Raw genomic sequence first — 17292 nt, 5'->3', positions numbered from 1 at the left:
GTATCAGATGCTCCCGATCTTTTCGCGGTTGATGTCGATCCAGTTTTCCAGATCGGCGTCGCTCATCCACTCGCTGTTGTTATCGCTGGCGTAGACGAAGTCTTCCGGCACTCGAGTACCGTCCTTGATGCGCTTGGCGCAGGTGGCCCAGCCATTGATCGTCGGCAGAATCTTGAAGTGCTGAGGGTATTCGTAGGTGTAATAGGCGTCTTCGGCGCTGATCATCTGCTCGTGCAGTTTCTCGCCGGGACGGATACCGACGACTTGCTGCTCCGCCTCCGGGGCAACCACTCGAGCGAGATCTGTCACTTTCATGGAAGGGATTTTCTTCACATAAATCTCGCCGCCTTCCATGTCTTCAAAGGCATGCCAGACCAGCTTTACCGCTTCCTCGAGAGAGATCATGAAGCGCGTCATGCGCTCGTCGGTAATTGGCAGTACACCTTTGTTCTTGATCGACATGAAGAACGGGATTACCGAACCACGTGACCCCATGACGTTGCCATACCGGACCACGGCGAAACGTGAGTCATGAGCGCCCGAATAGGAGTTGCCTGCGACAAACATTTTGTCTGACGCCAGTTTGGTCGCGCCGTACAAGTTGATTGGGCTGCTGGCTTTATCGGTGGACAGGGCAACGGTGCGACGGACCTGTTTATCAATGCACGCGTCGATGAGGTTCATCGCCCCATTGATGTTGGTTTTCACACATTCAAACGGGTTGTACTCGGCAGTCGGTACAATTTTGGTTGCGGCGGCGTGCACCACATAGTCGACACCGTCCAGTGCCCGGTACAGGCGGTCCTTGTCACGCACATCGCCGATGAAAAAACGCACCCGCGAATCGCCTTCGAACTTCTTGGCCATGTCCCACTGTTTCATCTCGTCACGGGAGAAGATGATGATCTTTTTCGGATTGTATTTTGCCAGCGTCATGGGCACGAACGTGTTGCCGAAAGAGCCGGTGCCGCCAGTGACAAGAATAGTTTTGTTAGTAAGCATTTAACGAGTTCCTTTGAAAAGCGTTATAGGTGTAGATGAAATCGATCGGTACTGCGCCGGGGTCAAACGGATAAAAGCCAAACACTTCCACAACAGGATCAGCAAGAACGCGACACACAGGCCCAATGGCACCGCTTGCAAGGGCCAGTGTCTGGAAAAGAGCCAGGTTGTTGGAAGAAAGATCAGCAGGCTGGCTATATGGCTATGAATAATCGGCCGGTCGAGCCCCTGTGCATACAGTGCATAGTGCGGGACCATGCCCAGCGAATAGAGCAGAGTGATTAGCAGGGTCCAGGGAAACAGGCCCTTATGTTCAAGGTATAACGGCTTATTGAGCCAGATCAAAAGTGGATCAATGATCAATAGTGCAATTATCGCAAACGCACCTGAAAGCATCAGAGTCTGGAACAGTAATGCACGCAACTTAAGACGGAAAGAAACAGAGTCCTTGCTGTGATACGCACTGATCAGGCCGGGGTAGATAAAGGCGAATACGCCGGCGTCGAGAAATGACAAAAGCGCACTGCTGATTCCCATAAACAGCACATAAGCGCCCAGGGTTTCCAGGCTCGTCAGGTCCGCAAACCAGTAGCGATCCACTGTGAACAAACCGCGGATAGCCAGAGTGGCTACCAACAAGGGAATGGCGATTTTCAGGCCTTTGCCAATCCACTGCCAATCAACCTGCTTATGCCAACCGGAAACATTTAAATGCGTTAAGCGATAAATACCCAGCAACAGTGCTGCCAGGCTGCCGAGGGTCCAGCCGCCAAGCACAAAATCCAGATTGCGAGTATCAGGCTGAACAAACATGACTGAGGTAACGATCACCGCCCAAATACCAGAGCGGAGAAACAACATCACGCTAGCAAGCAATTGCTCCGAGATCGCTATCAGCAGGCGACTCAGTTCCTGCGTCAAATGCTCTAATACCAGCAATATAAAGAACCAGCCCGCGACACGCCAAGGCAGGAGTCCCTCTAGGAAAATCAAGCTCAGCAGCGGTAGGACAATAACGTAAAGTACCAGCGAAAGTGCGCCTTGGTCCTTGAGCAGCCCACCCCATTCGTGGCGTTCACGTTTAAGGATTTCCCGTGTGGTGAACGTGTAGAAGTCAAACCCCAGCAGATACAGTGCATAGCCGATAGTGACGGTGAGCAAACCGTAAAGGCCTAGTTCCGCCGGTTCGAGAAATTTCGCGAGAAAAAATATCAACAGAAACTTACTGGCGAGTGTTATGCCGCGCAGTGCGATATTAATAACGCGTGTGAAGCTTTGTTTCGGCATGAGTTGTTGTGTCTTTTATAGTTGACTAGCGGGGCGCTATGGCCAGGCTTAATGGGGTTTGCAAGGCTACTCATAAGGCCTTTTCGATAATCAATCTGTAGCAGTAACAACTATGGTTTGGACACGCTACCGCCCCAGGATTAGACGCTAGTCCCTGAGAGCGGTTTGAATTATCGATGACTCTGCATCTTGTGCTGCAGATGCAGAGCGTGCGGTGCTATGAATACGGTTAGTAGGTCTACGCGACTATCATCAGGGCTGTTGTGTAGCTTTAAACGTTCTCTGACTTATATTCGTAGTTGTAATAACCATAATCGCTATAGCCATATTTGGCTGAGGCACGTTTTTCAACGCCATTGAAAATCGCGCCTTTCAAATCAATGCCATTTTGCGCAAAGCGACGCATGGTCAATTCGATTTCACGAGCCGGGTTAAGTGCAAAACGCGCCACAATCAAGCTGGTGCCCGACTGGCGACCGACAATGGCTGCATCCGTCACCGCCAGCAATGGCGGGGTATCCAGAATCACCATGTCGTACTGGGCGCTGACTTGCTCCAGAAAGGCACTGAAGTTCGAGTGCATTAGCAGTTCTGAAGGATTGGGCGGTATTTGTCCGCGGCCGATAACGTCAAGGTGTTCGAATTCAGTTTTATTGATCGCGGTTGCGAGGTCGCAGCGCTTGACCAGTAAATCAGAAAGCCCGTTTTCAGCGGGGATTCCGAATACCTTATGCAGATACCCTTTGCGCATATCCACGTCGACCAGCAATACCCGTTGGCCGGTCTGAGCGATGACGGCGGCGAGGTTGGCGGAAATGAACGTTTTACCGACCTTGGGGCTCGGGCCGGAGATCATCAGGCGATTATTGCCGGCTTCGAGCATGGCGAAGTGCAGACTGGTGCGCAGGCTGCGCAATCCTTCCATGGCCAGGTCAGTGGGGTGACTGCTGGCCAGTATGGGCGCGGCCTTGTTGGCGCGGCCCCGGGCATGGGAGATTTTGCTTTCTTCAACTTTCTGCAGCGTGCTGAAAGGAATAGATGCATACACCGGCAAACCCAGCTGTTCAATTTGATCCGGATTTTCCACGCCGCGGTTAAGGGCCTTGCGAAAAAGCACCAATGCAATCGCCAGGAGAGTCCCGAGTAGGGTAGCGATGAGCACGATCAGGACCTTCTTCGGTTTAACCGGCTTGCGCATATCCACATCGGCGGTATCGATCAAGCGCACGTTGCCTACGGTGCCGGCACGCATCACATCCAGTTCCTGGGATTTATTCAGGAGCTGGGTATAAATTTCGGTGCTGACTTTTACATCGCGGGTGAGGCTAAGGAGTTCTTGCTGTGTTGAAGGCAGGCCCTCGACTTTTTTGGCCAAGCCATGCTGCTTGCCTGTGAGCTCGGCTAATTGGCTGAGCAAGGCCCGATAGGCAGGATGCTGAGGGGTAAACTTGCGATCCATTTCCGCTTGCTGCAACTTCAGTGCGGAGATGCTGGTGTCAAGCGCCACGATCTGATCGAGAATGGCTTTGGCTTCCAGGCTGATATCGATGGATTTGCTACGAATCTGATACTTGTTCAGGGCGTTTTCGGCTTTCTCCAGATCTTGACGGACTTGAGGCAGTTGATCTTTTAGAAACTCCAGGCTTTGAGCGGCTTCGGCCGACGTCCGCTCAACATTTTGTCGTACATAGAGCCGGGCGATCTCATTGAGGATTTGAATGGCGTCAGCCGGGACAGTGCTATCAAGAGAAAGCCCAATCATGCCGGACTCTTTACCACGTTCTGTTACATCAAGCGCCTTTTGGTACTGCAAGATACTGGTCAGGCGTGGGTCACGCACAACGCTGAACGTGGTGCCAGGATTAGCCTGCAACATTTCGACCTGCAGTTTGATGCCGTCCTGGTCATAGGCTTGACCCACTTGGCTTTGAACCAGGACATTGTCGTCTTCATCCAGCAACCTGAAGTGGCCGTTTTCACCGCTGACCAGCGTCAGTTCCTTACTCAGGAGCTCTTGTGGGAGCTCGAGCTGAAATACTTTCAGCTTTTCACCACCCCAGGCAAAGCTGCTCATGCCGAACCATGGCGTCGCGACCGTATTAACAGTGTCTGGTTTAAACCGACGAGCAATAAAGTCGCCGATCACCGGAAAATGGTTAGGCTCGACGGTAAGATCGAGTGTTAAATTATCAACCACCTTGCCGATGATTGCGCGCGACTTGATTAGTTCAATTTCTGTGGCGGAAGGTGACTCTTTACCCAGCATGCTGTTGATATCAGAGAAACCGAGCATGTCATTTTTTTTTGCCTCCACCTGTATCAAGGCAGTCGCTTGATAAACAGGAGTGGCCAATACCGCATATGCAGTTCCAACGGCCATAAAGGCAACAGTGATCCCGCCAATCAACCATTTATGATCGACCACTGTCCCGAGTAGACCCATCAAGTCGATTTCATCATTATCGTCATGCGAGGTTAATGTTGGAGCTTGCTGCATAAGTGGGTTCTTTTTTAACAGATATTCGAGGAATGGTTTAGCGCGCGAGACGCCGTGCCCAGGCGTTTACTGCTTCTTCAATCAACGCGTATGCGTGCACAAAGGCCGGTTTGCCTTGACGGTAGGGGTCGTTGATTTCGCGGTCGTTCTGCCACTTGCCCAGCAAGAAGACCTTTCCGCGCGCTTCAGGCGCAAGCTTGAGAACACGGTCTATGTGGTGCTGCTCCATCACCAGAATCAGATCCGATTCGCTGATGGCGGCGGGGGTCAATTGATTGGCTTTGTGGTCTTTTGGCAGATGGCCATGCTCCTCCAGTACGACCCGGGCAGTGGGTTCGATGGGGCTGTCTTCAAGCGCGTGAAGACCCGCGGAGCTAACTTCGATGTCGGATGGATTAAGTGCGTCTCGCAACAAATTCTCTGCAGTAGGACTGCGGCAAATGTTGCCAATGCAAACGATTAAAATCTTTTTAAACAAGGCAACCTCCATTGTCGCGTCAACTATTTGCAATAGTGTCGAAAATCATAACTGTGAAATTGCGAAGACTTCAACCTTTAAATGCCGAGCGGTGATAGGGCGCTGCACTTAAAAAACTATCCATTGATTAATGCGGACAAAAAATAACATTTTCAGCTCCATGCAGACAAAAAATAACATTTCTTGATTGTATGCAGACAAAAAATAACATTTTCGGATTTTCTTGTGCCGGTCGTTATAAGGTTGTTTTTATAGTTAAGAGCCCGAAACCGCGAGCGCAAGAGTCTTGCCCAACGTTCAGGGTTTTCTAACATTTGATCGTTGGTTACAGGTTTTGGGTGTTTTGAATAGGTGAAGCTTTCATGATTCGCCTATTCCTTTCCCCTCGGTTGGTTACGGTACTGGCTAGTTGCCCGGCCCGTAAGGCTGTGCCCAAGGAAATTCTGCTGGTGGTTAACAAGTCGCTGATCCAGTACATCTGGCTTTGAAAATGTAAACCCGACGATGTCGTAAGCAGGCGTTATCCGAATGCGCTGACCAGAGCAGTGCCGGGACTGTTTTTTTGTATGGGCGAAGCCATGATGAGTAATTCGAAGTTTAAGGTAGATGAAGCAGAAGGGGCTCACTGTGTTCGCCCATAATGGAACAGCTGTTCGAATCAGCGAGCGTGAGAACCTCACCGCTAGCGCCTGGTATTTGGTCCAGTGCAAGGCGAGCCAGGACGAGCGGGCGGTGACCCATCTGGTGAACCAGGGATATACCTGCTTTCGCCCCACGCACCGGCGCGAGCGTGTTGTACAGGGGCGGCGGCGGATTGTTTGCGAATCGCTGTTTCCAGGTTACCTGTTTATTCAGCTCGGTTCGGATGATAACTGGGCGCCCTTGCGTTCTACCCGCGGCGTATCGCGAGTCGTCAGTTTTGGAGGCAAGCCGCTTCCTGTGGAAGATGCCTTGATCGCAGAACTTCGCGAGCACGATAGCGGAGCTCCGGTGGAGGTTCGGTTTGCCTGCGGAGAACGGGTGCGTATCAACGAGGGGCCGTTTGTCGAATTGGAAGCCATCTTCCTGGCGATGGAGGGAGAAGAGCGAGTGGTGCTGCTGATGAAGCTCCTGCAACGTGAGCAGAAAATCACGATGCCCTTGGCTGGGGTGAGTAAGCGTTGAGAAGCGCTGTGTTCCGGCACCTGCTGGAAAAACACCCGTTGGCCGCAAAAATCCTGGCCGTGATCAATGGTTATTTGCAAAAAAAGGTTTTCCCTTCGCCAGGGGACGATCATCGATACCACTCTCCCTCATTGGAGCTTCGATGTTAAAGGGAACTATCGATGTTACTGACTAAACCCGAGCAGGACCTCAAGCGTGACCTTCAGGGCATCGCTTCAGACCTGAAGTGGTCTGCGGTGGAACTGCTGCGGATTGCCGAACGTCTGGGTATGGCCGGGAATGACGCAGATGCTCAGGCTGTGCTGCGCATGACGGCGGTGTTGCGTGCGGGCGAAAACAAACTGGATGTCTATGCTGAAGAGGTGAGGTCTGGGCGGTTTGGCTGTCTGGCGTCGAGCGGTGAGCGTCTTGAAGCGCTTGGGCATCGCAGCCTGTGAGTCGAGCGCCTGCCTGCGCAGGACGGCGCAGCGACGCCAGTGCTTGAGTTGAACGACAGTGTCACGGGTAAGGAGATTGCCATGTCAGCCATTTTAAAACTGGCAACGGGACTGGTTGTGTTGTTCGTGCTGGCACTGTTGGCTGTTGCGGCTGCTGGCTGGAACACCAAGGTGATGAGCTCGCTGGAGGGACGATCTAACGGGCTGAAGCATTGCCCGGAAAGCTCCACCGCAGCCTCCGCGGATTCTTTCGCCAGAACGCGACCGTCATGCGGTTCAGATCAGATGGCATCCAGCATTTGAAGGTGTTGCAGGTATGAGGTTGGTGGAAATCGCGCAGTACGGAGGCATCTCAGTGATGATTCCCGCGGCTTTGGTTGTTGCGGGTTGGCTTTGCGTGTCCAGGTCAAGAAAGTCGGCACTGCTATGGGGCGTGATTTTGCTCCTTGCCTACCTCATTGTTGGCGCGAGCAAGATCCTGTTCAAAGGCTGGGGCATTGGCTGGCAAAGCCTGGATATCGCGGTCATTAGCGGTCATGCGACGAATTTCAGCCTGGTCGTGCCGGTCATGCTGAGTCTGCTTGCCGGGCAGATACAATCACGGTTTCGATGGCCGGCAGCCGGTTTGGGCCTGGTGGTCAGCTGGTGGTTCACGGTTAATTGTGTAGCCCCGTATGTACACCCGCTGTCAGAAGCCATTGCAGGCGGGCTGCTCGGATCTTCCGCCGCCTGTGCATTCCTTTATTTCACCAGGAATGTCGATGTCAGGAGCATTCACTCTGCGGCATTGGTGGGTGGTCTGCTTTTTATCGGCTTTTGTTCAACGCTCGAGAAGTATTCAGCGGAAACGACGCTGGGTCATATTGCCGTATCGCTTTCTGGAGAGGAAAAAGCCTTTCGTCAGCCCTCTTGGCGCGTGCTGCCAAACCGGTCATAGGGTCTGACGTTCAGCCCTTGACCTTCACTCCTGTCGCCCCCTTTGCTGAACGGGTGCCACACTGATACTCATCGGATGTCATCAGGAGGTTGCAATGCGAACGCTCGATCTGGCAGGCGTATCCGTCCCGGTCATCGGCCAGGGGACCTGGCGCATGGGTGAGGATCCGCACCAGCGCGCTACTGAAGTGGCTGCGTTGCGATCAGGCATTGAACTGGGCATGACGCTGATCGACACCGCGGAAATGTACGCCGAGGGCGGCGCTGAAGACGTCGTCGGTGAAGCGATCCGTGGTCAGCGTGATCGGGTGTTTCTGGTCAGTAAGGTCTACCCGCACAATGCCAGTCGCAAAGGCATCCCCCTGGCGTGTGAGAGGAGTCTGAGGCGTCTGGGCATTGACTATCTCGATGTGTACCTGCTGCATTGGCGCGGTGAATATCCGCTTGAAGAAACGGTCGAGGCCTTCGAGCGCTTGCGCGAGGCGGGCAAGATCGGACGTTGGGGTGTCTCCAATTTCGACCTGGCGGACCTGCAAGAGCTGGCTTCTGCGGCCTGTGCAACCAATCAGGTGCTCTACAACATCGAAGAGCGTGGCATCGAGTTTGATCTGTTGCCCTGGGGGCAGCAGCATCATCTGCCGCTAATGGCGTACTGCCCGATCTCCCAGGGGGGAGAACTGCTCAACAGTCCGACGCTCAAGCATATCGCCAACCTTCATGGCGTGACTCCGGCGCAAGTGGCGCTGGCCTGGGTGCTGCGTCAGGACGGGGTCATCGCCATCCCCAAAGCCGTCAAGCCCGAGCATGTCCGGCTCAATGCTGCTGCGGCGACATTGAAACTGGACACCGAGGACTTGCAGGCGATTGACCGGGTGTTCTGCGCTCCAAAGCGTAAGCACCCACTGGCAATGGTTTGAACCCATGCATGATGCCTGAGGTGAGTGTACTGATATGAACAGCACCGACCAGGATGATCCCTTTCACCTGCAGCGCTTTGTCCAGGCGCAGGACCCGGTTTTTGATCGAGTACAGGCCGAGCTGCGCAGCGGGCACAAGCGCAGCCACTGGATGTGGTTTGTCTTCCCGCAATACGCTGGCCTGGGGCACAGCGAGGTGTCCCGGCTTTTCGCCATCAGCTCCCTTGAGGAGGCCGCGGCGTATCTGCGTCATCCGCTGCTTGGTCCGCGCCTGGAAGCCTGTACCCGACTGGTTACGCAACTTCAGGGAACATCCATCCGGTTGATATTCGGGACTCCGGATCACCTGAAATTTCACTCTTGCATGACCCTTTTCGAGCTTGTCGCTGCCGACGGCAATATTTTTCGTACAGCGCTTGAGCAGTATTTCGATGGTCAACCCGATCAGCTCACGTTGTCGCTGATATAAAAATCGATTTCATTGCCTTTCAGGCTTTGGTTATCAGTTGTCATCCACAGCGAAGCGGATGAGTTTGTCCTATCCTCAAAACTGACGAGAAATCCTTAAGGACAGGAGGTAGGTATGGCCACTGAAAACAAACCCCGAGAGCCAAATGATCCGTCCATGGAAGAGGATGAAGAAGAAGCTACAGAGGAGGAAAATCCGCCGCCGCAAACCTGGAAGCATCCAGACGATGGTAAAAGCCTGTCGGAACTGGATGAAGAGCGGCCACTCAAGCCCTGATGCCCGGCAAAAAAGCCCTGTCACTGTGCGTAATGCCAGTCAGTTAAGGAGTTTGCGGCTCCGCACATTCCCCGTAGCAGCTGCCGCCAGGCTGCGTTCGGCTGCGTAGCAGTCGCAAATCATGCCGCCACGGTTAACCAGTAACACTGCAGTGCCTGATTTCACGACCGCTACGTCCGAGTGCGGCCCAGACCGAACGCAGCCTTCGGCAGCTGCTACGGACCGCAAAAAAGCTTAACTGACTGGCATTAGTCACTGTGCGGGGCTTTTTCGTCTAGTTGATGCAGGTACGGCTCGCGGTGACATACTGAAAATCCGAGCAGGCCGGGAGGTTGCCATGAGATATCAATCGATAACGGAAGAGCAGTGGGCCACGGTCACATCCGCCGCGCAAGATGCCCGACAGCTTGAAAACTATGCGGTCGGGTTGACGAGGAGGCTCAAGGCGCTTTTCGATGACGAGCACTCCAAAAATAGTTGGGGGGTGACCTTTGAGATACTTGAGGACGGTACTTCGTGGCGTATTGAGTCGCCGTTCGGTGTGGCTAGAGCCCGGCTCGGGATTTTCACCAGTGAAGCCGGGATGTACGGGAAATATGCCATAGAAAGACAGCACAAAAACCCTGAGGATCAGCCGATCTGGTTGCCGGTATGGGCCCTTCATCTCACGCTGCAAGGCATGGTCCACCCTGGTGAAGAGGGTGGAGAGCCGATCAACCTCAGGACTTCTTCTTTAACCCATTCGGACGATGCAATCGTGCATTTGGGCCTGTCCTTGCTCTATGCGTTAGGACAGGAGTAGGGCTGAACAATCAAGACCGGCTACCCGGGATGTGGGCTTTATTGTCGGCAGGATTTTAAAAGGATCCCGTCAGTGCGTTGCCTGCTACGCCATAAGGCACTCGTGGTACACCCGGCAGGCGACTTTCCAGCACCTGGGTCAACGATTCTCCAGGATTGAGGTATTCATCGCCGAAATCGGCGCCCAGCAGGTTGGGATGGGTGATGACCTCAAGCACGCCGCTGCTCGGTGGTGGCGCATTACGCAGATCGGCCGGGGTGCAGACATGGTCGGCGGTGGTACCGGCGAGGCTGCGAAGACGCCGGTTGAGCAAGGTCTTGAACAGGCGTTTACCGGGCCCGATATTTTGCCCGAGGTTGCGTGCCAGGCGTATCGCGACACCTTGGCTTGCGGCAAAGCGCGCAACGATTTCGCCGATGGGCCAGATATTGTGCACGTGCTGGTGGGAGTCCAGGTGACTGGGTTGCAGGCCCAGCTCCAGACAGCGTTGCCATTGCGCCTCCAGCTCTTGCAGCACGGCCTCGCGGGCGGAGCGGGTAAGCCACAGGCTGCGGCGAGACAGGTCCAGGTCGAACTCACCACTTTCGGTGCAGAAGATCGGTTGTTCGAGTATGGCTTCGCTGAGCGGACGGCCATAGGTGAGGTTGAAGTGCAGGCCGATTCGCCCCAGCAGCAAGGGGTGTTGCGCCATGGAGCAGGCGGCGGCAAACGCCGGCATGTTGGCCATCGCGGTGGCGGAGCTGATCAATCCGGTCTGGAAGGCCCGCAGGATCACCGCGTTCTCGCATTCGCTGAGTCCGAAATCGTCAGCGTTGACTATGACGTGCTGAGGCATCGTAGCCCTCCTGTGTGGTTGGGGTACTCGTGTCACGCTTGTCGGGCGCCGCCGCACGTTTGGCCCGCAGCTTTTTCAGATGCGGTTTGAGTGTTTGCCAAAGGCGCAGGGCCAGGCCCATACAGAGGCCGCCGGGACGCCAGGAGTAGAAACTCCAGCGCCAATGTTCCACTTCTCCGGTCATGCGTTCATGCAGTTGGTGGCTGGAATTTTCCAGACTGACCCGAGACGCGTCGACCCATTGCCAGCCTTCGTCCAGCCCCCAGCGAATCCACTCATCGAGCAACACCCGGCCGCTGCCCAGATCGGCGTACTGCGGCAGGAACGCCAGGTTGTAGTCATAGAGCCGACCTTGTTCCAGCAACCCGAGACGGTAACTGATACAACGCCCATCGAGCTCCAGAGCCACTACCCGCACCATGCCTTGGGCGGCGAGGGCGGTAAAGGCCCCGTCCATCCATTGTCGGTGCCGGGCGTCGGAGAAAATCCCGACCCCTTCGTCGCCCTTCCAGCTGACCGCCTCGACCTCGCTAATGATCGCAAGCAATGGCCCCATGCTCGTGGCATCGGGTGAAAACCGTCGCACCACGGCACCACAGGCGGCGATCCGCTTGTGCGCCCGACGCAGTTTGTAGCGCGTATCGCCGCAGACCTCCTGGCGGTCGGTTTCGCTGATCCGGTGCATGGGCGCCCGGCAACTGAGGCGCTGTTCGCCGGTAGAACTCAGGTACCTCCACTGCGCCAGGATATTGGTCCGGCCTTCGGTTTCAGTCAGCTCGTTAAGTTGTAGCAGAGCGTGCGGCAGTCGGTGGCGAATTTCTCGCAGCGCTTGCCGCGCGCTGTCGGCTTGCAGGGTGGCGAGCAGGGCGATACGGTCGCTGAGGGGGAAGCCCAAGTGGTGCAACACCCGAAACGGCAGCCCGGCGAAGCGCTCGCGGGACGCCACCAGCGGCAGGCACAAACACAATTCCCCGGCCTGCCACGCCAGCAGCACATGCAGGCGCTCGTCGGTTCGCAGTGCACGCTCGGCCGGGCACAGCCAGGCCAGTGTGTTGAACGGCGTACGCTCCGCAATCCGTTTTCGCAAGGCCTCGTAGGCCGCGGCCGGGAAGTCCGCGGCGCATAGCGAGGTGCACCACTGGAAATGCACCGACATGGCGATCAGACCGCAGGCGCTGCGACGGTGGGCGTTCCGGGTTTGCGCAAAGCGTCCAGTCGCGAACCGCTGTAGCGGGTTTCGCGGAACAGGCGCCAGCGCCCGAACAGGCCATACACATGCATGACCCGGCCTTGCTCTTGATACCCCATGCGGATGTGCAGCTTGAGGGCCGCGATGTTATGGGTTTCGCAAACATCCACTACCTTGGTATAGCCCTTTGCTTGCATGACTTTCCACAGGTCGAGCTGGAAATCCACTGAGAGGGTAGTGCCCCAGTAGGCGCGGATCTGTTCGCCGCCGAACTCGAAAAACTCACCTTCCTTCACCGGGAACATGCAGCCGTAATAGTGATGATCATAGTAGTCGCCATTGCTGCCCCAAATGAAGGCGACCGCGTTGCCCTGGTCGTCCAGGTACATGTGCCCGGTGTGGCCCTCGTCAGCCAGTTCGGCCATGGTTTGCACACGGTCGCCGAAGTGTTTGGCAAAGGCCATGGCATTCTGCGCAGTGATGGTTTCCAGGCGTAGCGGTGAGTAGGGTCTTAGCTTGTGCGGCGCGATCGGGCTGACCAGATCGCGCTCCATCCACAGCAGTTCCCAATGGAAAAACACATAGCGTTTCCACAGCGTGTTGAGGGTGTGACGCAGGCCTTTTTGTCGGATTCGTTCACCGAGTTTGTGCAATGCACTCATGTTGCCTCCTGATGGAGCTGGCCGTGTGAAAGGGCAGTGACGACGGGACTAGGCAAGGCGCGGCGATGCCAGCGCGGCAAAACATTCGGGTTCATGAGGCGCTCCAGCTCAGGACGAACAGTGTTTCGCCGGGCAGCTCGAAGCTGACCCGGCCTTCCTGACAGTGAAACGCTGCCGGCCGGCTCTTGCTGTCGGCGCCGAAATACACCAGCGCGCCCGATGACAACGGGCACGACGCTTCTACGCCCTGCAGGCTGACATGTTGCAGACGCGAGGCCTTGTTGACGCCCAGCAGGCTGCGTTGTTGACCGGTGGTCATGGCCAGCACGTCAACCTCGAAGGCGTCGTTGTCCAGGCGCAGGACCTTTTCCAGCCAGTGCCCGGCGATGAACTGTTGGGCGAGGCCCACTGGTTTGAGTTCGAAGCGGTCGTCGCCGAGCACCCGCAGCATGCCCTTGGGGTAGTTCGTCTCGTCGTCGACCTGGAACCAGTTGAGCATGTCGAGCAGACCATCCTGGGCCGAGTTGATGACCACCGAGGCCCACCACAGCGAAGCAAAATGGGTTTCCTGATCGTAAGGGCTGAGGCTCGAGCCGCTGGACATGTTGGTCTGATCCAGTAGCAGTGCCTTGCGCGGCCGGCCGTGCGAATCGAGCCCGACCAGTTCGGCGGCCCGGCGCACGCTGTCGCGGTAGACGCGGGTGGCCAGCAGGTCGCGGATCATCCATTCGTGCCAGGCCAGGGCATCGATCTTCTCGCCCGACTCGCTCAGCAGCTGCCGCGCCCAGTCGATGCCGCGCCGATCGGCGGCACTTTCGGCAAACGGCCCGTTGATCAGCCGTGAGCTGGCGGGCATGGCGATGCGTACGCCGGCCTTGAAGTTACCGGGGTCGTTGCGCACCTGCCGCACCATGCTGTTAAAGAGGCTCTGATAGCTGGCAAAATCGTTGTAGTTGAGGTTCGGTTCATCGGCGAAGGCAATGTAGTGCACGCCTTTGCCGCCCAGGGCGCGGGTCGCGGCGAGCCAGGCGTCGAGGCCGGCGTTGCTGACCACGTCGGCGCGCAGGTCGGCCCTGCGTTGCGTGCCGGCGAGCAAGGTGATGTCCTGGTTGATCCTGAAACGGTCCTGGTACAGCCGACGGAAGCGATCCTCGTAGTGCGGGTCGGTGTTCAGTTTGTCGACGAAGCTGTAGTAGGTGCCCGCCCGGGGCTTGAGTGCATCGAGCACCGGGTAGCTCGATTCCGGCGGCACTGCGTAGGGCAGGGCGGTTCCCAGATTCGGAGTCGGGCCCAGCACCTCAGGGTGCAGAGTGAGCCGGGCCTGGCCAGCGTCCTGACGCAACGGCTTGAGTTGCTGCACCTGCTGGGCGAACAGGTTGGCCGTACCGTCCAGCCAGAACGCCACTTTGCCGCTGCCTTGCAGGCGCAGGCGCCAGACCTGTTCGACGCTGGCGCTCGGCAGTTCGACCTGATCGAACTGCCAGTACGCGGGGTAAGGGTTGAGTGTCAGCCGGATCTGCTTGCCATCGGCCACCCGTTGCGCCTGCAGGGCGCCGACGCCACCGTGGAATTTTCCGGCAAGTATCGCTTTTTCACCGGCAGCGACCTTGAAATACAGCTCGTCACCGTCCCGGGTTTCGGCGCTGAAGTGAACCTTGGCCGGGGCGAACAGGGCCACCGTACGGTCGTCATGTTCAATTCGATAGCGGCGGAAACTGTAGCCCGGGATCTCCAGTCGATAGCTGGTGACGCTGGGAGGCAATGGCCAGCTCTGACGACCGCTGCTTTCACTGGCGGCGATCAGGCGTTCGCCGTGCAATTGTCCCCGACCGTCCAGCAGGTACAGGTGTTCTTCGTTGGCGTCGGCCTGCCAGGCCGGCACCCAACTGACGCTCAAGGTATCGGCTTTGTCCGGTTGCAGGTAAAGGCTGCCGTCGCGAATATCGGCCCAGCGCATGGGCGCGGCGTGCGCGCTCAGGCCCGGGTTCAGACTCAGACCCAGGCTCAACAGCAGCGCCAGGCGTTTCATGCGGACTTCCTCAGTAACATCTCGCGCACCGGCAGCAGATCGCTGGGCAAGATAATCAGGGTTTGCCACACCGGCACACCGCTCAGCCGGCAGTACAGAATCAGCAAGGCGAGGGTCACGGCCAGATAAGCGATGGACGAGGCCAGGGCGGCGCCGACGATTCCATAGGGTGCAATCAGTAGCAGATTCAACGCGAGGTTGAGTACCGCGGCCAGGCCCATCCACAGCGAGATACTCCCCGGGCGATTTTTGCCCAGCAGGTCCAGACGCAGGATGCTGGCATAGCACAGACCCAGCAGGCCGGGCAGTAGGGCCAGTAGCGCCGGATAGGCAGGCTGGTAGGCCACACCAAACAGCGTCACGATCAACCACTCGCCGATCAGCGCCATGCTCAGGCAGGCGCAGATCATTACCGTGGCGGTCAGGCGCAGGGCCAGTGGCGTCAGGCGTTCGATTCCCTGTTCCTGTTGCAACAGGCGCTTCATCAGCGGCGTGGTCACAGCTTCCGGGACTATCAGCAGCAGCTCGGCGGCCGCACTGGCCATGGCGTAATGGCCCAGGGCGGTGGTGCCGAGGATGGCGCTGATGAACAGGTAATCCGAGCGCAGAATCACCTGCTGAAACAGCAGGTCCGGATGGCTCTTGGCGCTGTAGTGCAACAGTTCCTTTTGCCCGGTACGGTCCCATTGCAACGTCAGTGGTTGATTGCGTCCCAGCCAGAACCAGCCAACCAGCACGACCAGACTGATGCCCGCCAGCCAGCTGATCAACGCCGCTTCCAGCGCCGCGCCTTTCCACATCCAGAACAATGCAAGAAACAGCACCAGCGGCGCCAGCGACTCGATCAGCCGCAGTGCGTTGAACGCCACCACACCGCCGCAGGCATTGTGCAGGGTCAGCAGGCCACTCTTGAGTACGGTCAAAGGCACCGCCAGCAGCAACAACCAGGCGAGTAGTCCAAGCTGCGCGGTAACCTCAAGGCTAGTCCCGAGTTCGCGCAACAGGGCAACGCTGATCAAGGTCAGCAGGCCTGCGAGCACGCAACCGAATACCAGCACTTGGCTGAGCAGCAGGCCCATCGAACGCTGTTGCGCCGCCTGATAGCCAACCGCTGAATTCAGCCCGCCGCTGGTGGCGGCGCTGATCAGCTCCGGCAAGGTGCTGAGCAGGGCGAACAGGCCGCGCTCGCTGGGGCCGAGAATGCGCGCCAGCAGCACGTTGCGCAGCAGGCGCAGGGCGATCATCGCCAACCGTGTGCCCACGCTCAGCACCAGGTGGCGCACATAATGATTGCGGCTCATGTGTGGCCGCCCCGGCTGATGCGCCAGGCCAGCAGCGAAGGGCGGCTGGCGTTGCGCTGGCTGACGCCGATGCGCGGCAGTGCCATCGGGTCGCCCTTGCCGCGATAGATGCCGGCGCTGGTGCTCAGGGCGTAGGTATAGCGGTGCACGGCAAGGCGTTGGCGGACACGCAGGTCATGGTCGCCATTGGGGTAGCAATAGACCGGCAGGGGATGCAGACAACCCTGCAGCAAGGCGTCGTGGCTGCGGCTCAGTTCCTGGTCCAGGTGAATGTCATCGAGCCCGGTGAGGATCGAGTGGCTGGCGCCGTGTGGACCGAAGCGGATCAACCCGGATTTTTCCAGGGTGCGCACCTGCTGCCAATCCAGTGCCTGGGGCAGCGACTCCCTTGGGCAATTGTCGGTGAGGGTGTCGAGGTCCTGCAGCGACAGGCCTTTGAGACTATCCAGGTAATTGGCCAGGGCCAGGCTGCGCTGTTGTTCGTTGCCGTTGCGCAAGAAAACAGGTGGCAGCGGCCGGCCGATCCGCTCCAGGTGTTCGATGATCCGTTGACGCGGGGCGCAGCCATAGATGCCCCACAAGGTTTCACCCAGGCTTTCCCACCAGAAGCGCTGGTGACTGCCAATGAAGTCGGTGGACAGAAAGATACTCGCCGGCACCTGGTGCTGCAGCAGCAGCGGAAAGGCATTCAAGGCATTGTCACGCCAGCCGTCATCGAAGGTCAGGGCGACTTTCGGGCGCGCCGATGGGGCTGGATGGGCGTCGGCTTGCAGCAGCTCCATCAGGGGCACGCAGTCGAAATGGTGCTTGAGCCAGTGCAGCAGTTGTTCGAAGGCGTGTGGGCCGATACACAGCTCATTGCGATGAGGCAGCTCGGCACTACGGTCGTCGGCGAGCACCCGATGCAACATCAGGATCACCCCCGCACCGCGCAGCTGGCTGCGTCCCAACGGCGAGTTGAGGTACAGCCAGCCACGGGTGCGCTTGAACATTTGCTTGATCGACATGGCG

19 protein-coding genes and 1 pseudogene are annotated in these 17292 nt (G+C 57.3%); 10 read left to right on the top strand and 10 right to left on the bottom strand.

What is annotated here, in order from left to right; all coding sequences use genetic code 11:
- Positions 1 to 3: 3 nt before the first annotated feature.
- The 4 genes from pseB to AC07W5_RS28640 all read right to left on the bottom strand — a co-directional run bounded on the left by pseB (position 4) and on the right by AC07W5_RS28640 (position 5264).
- Positions 4 to 1002, bottom strand: coding sequence for a UDP-N-acetylglucosamine 4,6-dehydratase (inverting) (gene pseB, locus AC07W5_RS28655; protein ID WP_495024788.1), 999 nt, complete (start codon positions 1000 to 1002; stop codon positions 4 to 6).
- Positions 1003 to 2289 carry a lipopolysaccharide biosynthesis protein gene (locus AC07W5_RS28650; protein ID WP_495024787.1) on the bottom strand — a complete coding sequence of 429 codons (1287 nt, stop codon included), beginning with the start codon at positions 2287 to 2289 and terminating at the stop codon, positions 1003 to 1005.
- Between the two features lie 271 nt (positions 2290 to 2560).
- Entirely contained in the window at positions 2561 to 4786 is a 2226-nt protein-coding gene (locus AC07W5_RS28645) for a polysaccharide biosynthesis tyrosine autokinase (protein WP_495024786.1), read from the bottom strand.
- Positions 4787 to 4823: 37 nt separating this feature from the next.
- Positions 4824 to 5264, bottom strand: coding sequence for a low molecular weight protein-tyrosine-phosphatase (locus AC07W5_RS28640; protein WP_495024785.1), 441 nt, complete (start codon positions 5262 to 5264; stop codon positions 4824 to 4826).
- A 362-nt stretch (positions 5265 to 5626) separates the two neighbouring features.
- On the opposite strand from AC07W5_RS28640, the gene AC07W5_RS28635 reads away from it, so the two are divergent.
- The 10 genes and pseudogenes from AC07W5_RS28635 (at position 5627) to AC07W5_RS28590 (ending at position 10265) form a co-directional block, all read left to right on the top strand.
- The gene (locus tag AC07W5_RS28635; RefSeq protein WP_495024784.1) at positions 5627 to 5752 is read left to right on the top strand and encodes a hypothetical protein; all 126 of its coding nucleotides are present in this window, start codon (positions 5627 to 5629) and stop codon (positions 5750 to 5752) included.
- A gap of 139 nt (positions 5753 to 5891) precedes the next feature.
- On the top strand, positions 5892 to 6428 hold the full coding sequence (gene rfaH, locus AC07W5_RS28630) for a transcription/translation regulatory transformer protein RfaH (protein WP_495024783.1): 537 nt from the start codon (positions 5892 to 5894) through the stop codon (positions 6426 to 6428).
- Between the two features lie 11 nt (positions 6429 to 6439).
- Positions 6440 to 6560, top strand: a pseudogene (locus AC07W5_RS28625) (IS5/IS1182 family transposase); the annotation flags it as partial.
- A 29-nt stretch (positions 6561 to 6589) separates the two neighbouring features.
- Positions 6590 to 6865, top strand: coding sequence for a hypothetical protein (locus AC07W5_RS28620; protein ID WP_495024782.1), 276 nt, complete (start codon positions 6590 to 6592; stop codon positions 6863 to 6865).
- Positions 6866 to 6946: 81 nt separating this feature from the next.
- The gene (locus tag AC07W5_RS28615; protein ID WP_495024781.1) at positions 6947 to 7168 is read left to right on the top strand and encodes a hypothetical protein; all 222 of its coding nucleotides are present in this window, start codon (positions 6947 to 6949) and stop codon (positions 7166 to 7168) included.
- Positions 7169 to 7181: 13 nt separating this feature from the next.
- Entirely contained in the window at positions 7182 to 7802 is a 621-nt protein-coding gene (locus AC07W5_RS28610; RefSeq protein ID WP_495024780.1) for a hypothetical protein, read from the top strand.
- Positions 7803 to 7896: 94 nt separating this feature from the next.
- Entirely contained in the window at positions 7897 to 8718 is an 822-nt protein-coding gene (locus AC07W5_RS28605; RefSeq protein ID WP_495024779.1) for an aldo/keto reductase, read from the top strand.
- Positions 8719 to 8752: 34 nt separating this feature from the next.
- A complete protein-coding gene (locus AC07W5_RS28600; RefSeq protein WP_495024778.1) occupies positions 8753 to 9187 on the top strand; it encodes a DUF1810 domain-containing protein in 435 nt (144 codons plus the stop codon).
- 114 nt (positions 9188 to 9301) lie between these two features.
- Complete coding sequence (locus tag AC07W5_RS28595) at positions 9302 to 9463, top strand: hypothetical protein (protein WP_494994845.1); 162 nt, start codon at positions 9302 to 9304, stop codon at positions 9461 to 9463.
- A 337-nt stretch (positions 9464 to 9800) separates the two neighbouring features.
- The gene (locus tag AC07W5_RS28590) at positions 9801 to 10265 is read left to right on the top strand and encodes a hypothetical protein (RefSeq protein ID WP_495024777.1); all 465 of its coding nucleotides are present in this window, start codon (positions 9801 to 9803) and stop codon (positions 10263 to 10265) included.
- A 55-nt stretch (positions 10266 to 10320) separates the two neighbouring features.
- On the opposite strand, the gene AC07W5_RS28585 is transcribed toward AC07W5_RS28590, so the two are convergent.
- The 6 genes from AC07W5_RS28585 to AC07W5_RS28560 form a co-directional block, all read right to left on the bottom strand.
- The gene (locus AC07W5_RS28585) at positions 10321 to 11100 is read right to left on the bottom strand and encodes a carbohydrate deacetylase (RefSeq protein ID WP_495024776.1); all 780 of its coding nucleotides are present in this window, start codon (positions 11098 to 11100) and stop codon (positions 10321 to 10323) included.
- Complete coding sequence (locus AC07W5_RS28580; protein WP_495024775.1) at positions 11072 to 12256, bottom strand: GNAT family N-acetyltransferase; 1185 nt, start codon at positions 12254 to 12256, stop codon at positions 11072 to 11074. The genes AC07W5_RS28585 and AC07W5_RS28580 overlap by 29 nt, the downstream gene beginning before the upstream one ends.
- Positions 12257 to 12261: 5 nt before the next feature.
- Complete coding sequence (locus AC07W5_RS28575) at positions 12262 to 12951, bottom strand: N-acetyltransferase (protein ID WP_495024774.1); 690 nt, start codon at positions 12949 to 12951, stop codon at positions 12262 to 12264.
- A gap of 91 nt (positions 12952 to 13042) precedes the next feature.
- Positions 13043 to 14980, bottom strand: coding sequence for a hypothetical protein (locus AC07W5_RS28570; protein ID WP_495024773.1), 1938 nt, complete (start codon positions 14978 to 14980; stop codon positions 13043 to 13045).
- Entirely contained in the window at positions 14977 to 16281 is a 1305-nt protein-coding gene (locus AC07W5_RS28565; RefSeq protein ID WP_495024772.1) for a lipopolysaccharide biosynthesis protein, read from the bottom strand. The genes AC07W5_RS28570 and AC07W5_RS28565 overlap by 4 nt, the downstream gene beginning before the upstream one ends.
- Positions 16278 to 17288 carry a polysaccharide deacetylase family protein gene (locus AC07W5_RS28560; protein WP_494994828.1) on the bottom strand — a complete coding sequence of 337 codons (1011 nt, stop codon included), beginning with the start codon at positions 17286 to 17288 and terminating at the stop codon, positions 16278 to 16280. The genes AC07W5_RS28565 and AC07W5_RS28560 overlap by 4 nt, the downstream gene beginning before the upstream one ends.
- Between the last annotated feature and the right edge of the window lie 4 nt (positions 17289 to 17292).

This window comes from Pseudomonas sp. GW821-FHT01E05, from assembly GCF_059422425.1.
Note: the sequence above shows the minus strand (reverse complement) of the source record. Positions and strands in the feature narration are given on the sequence as shown.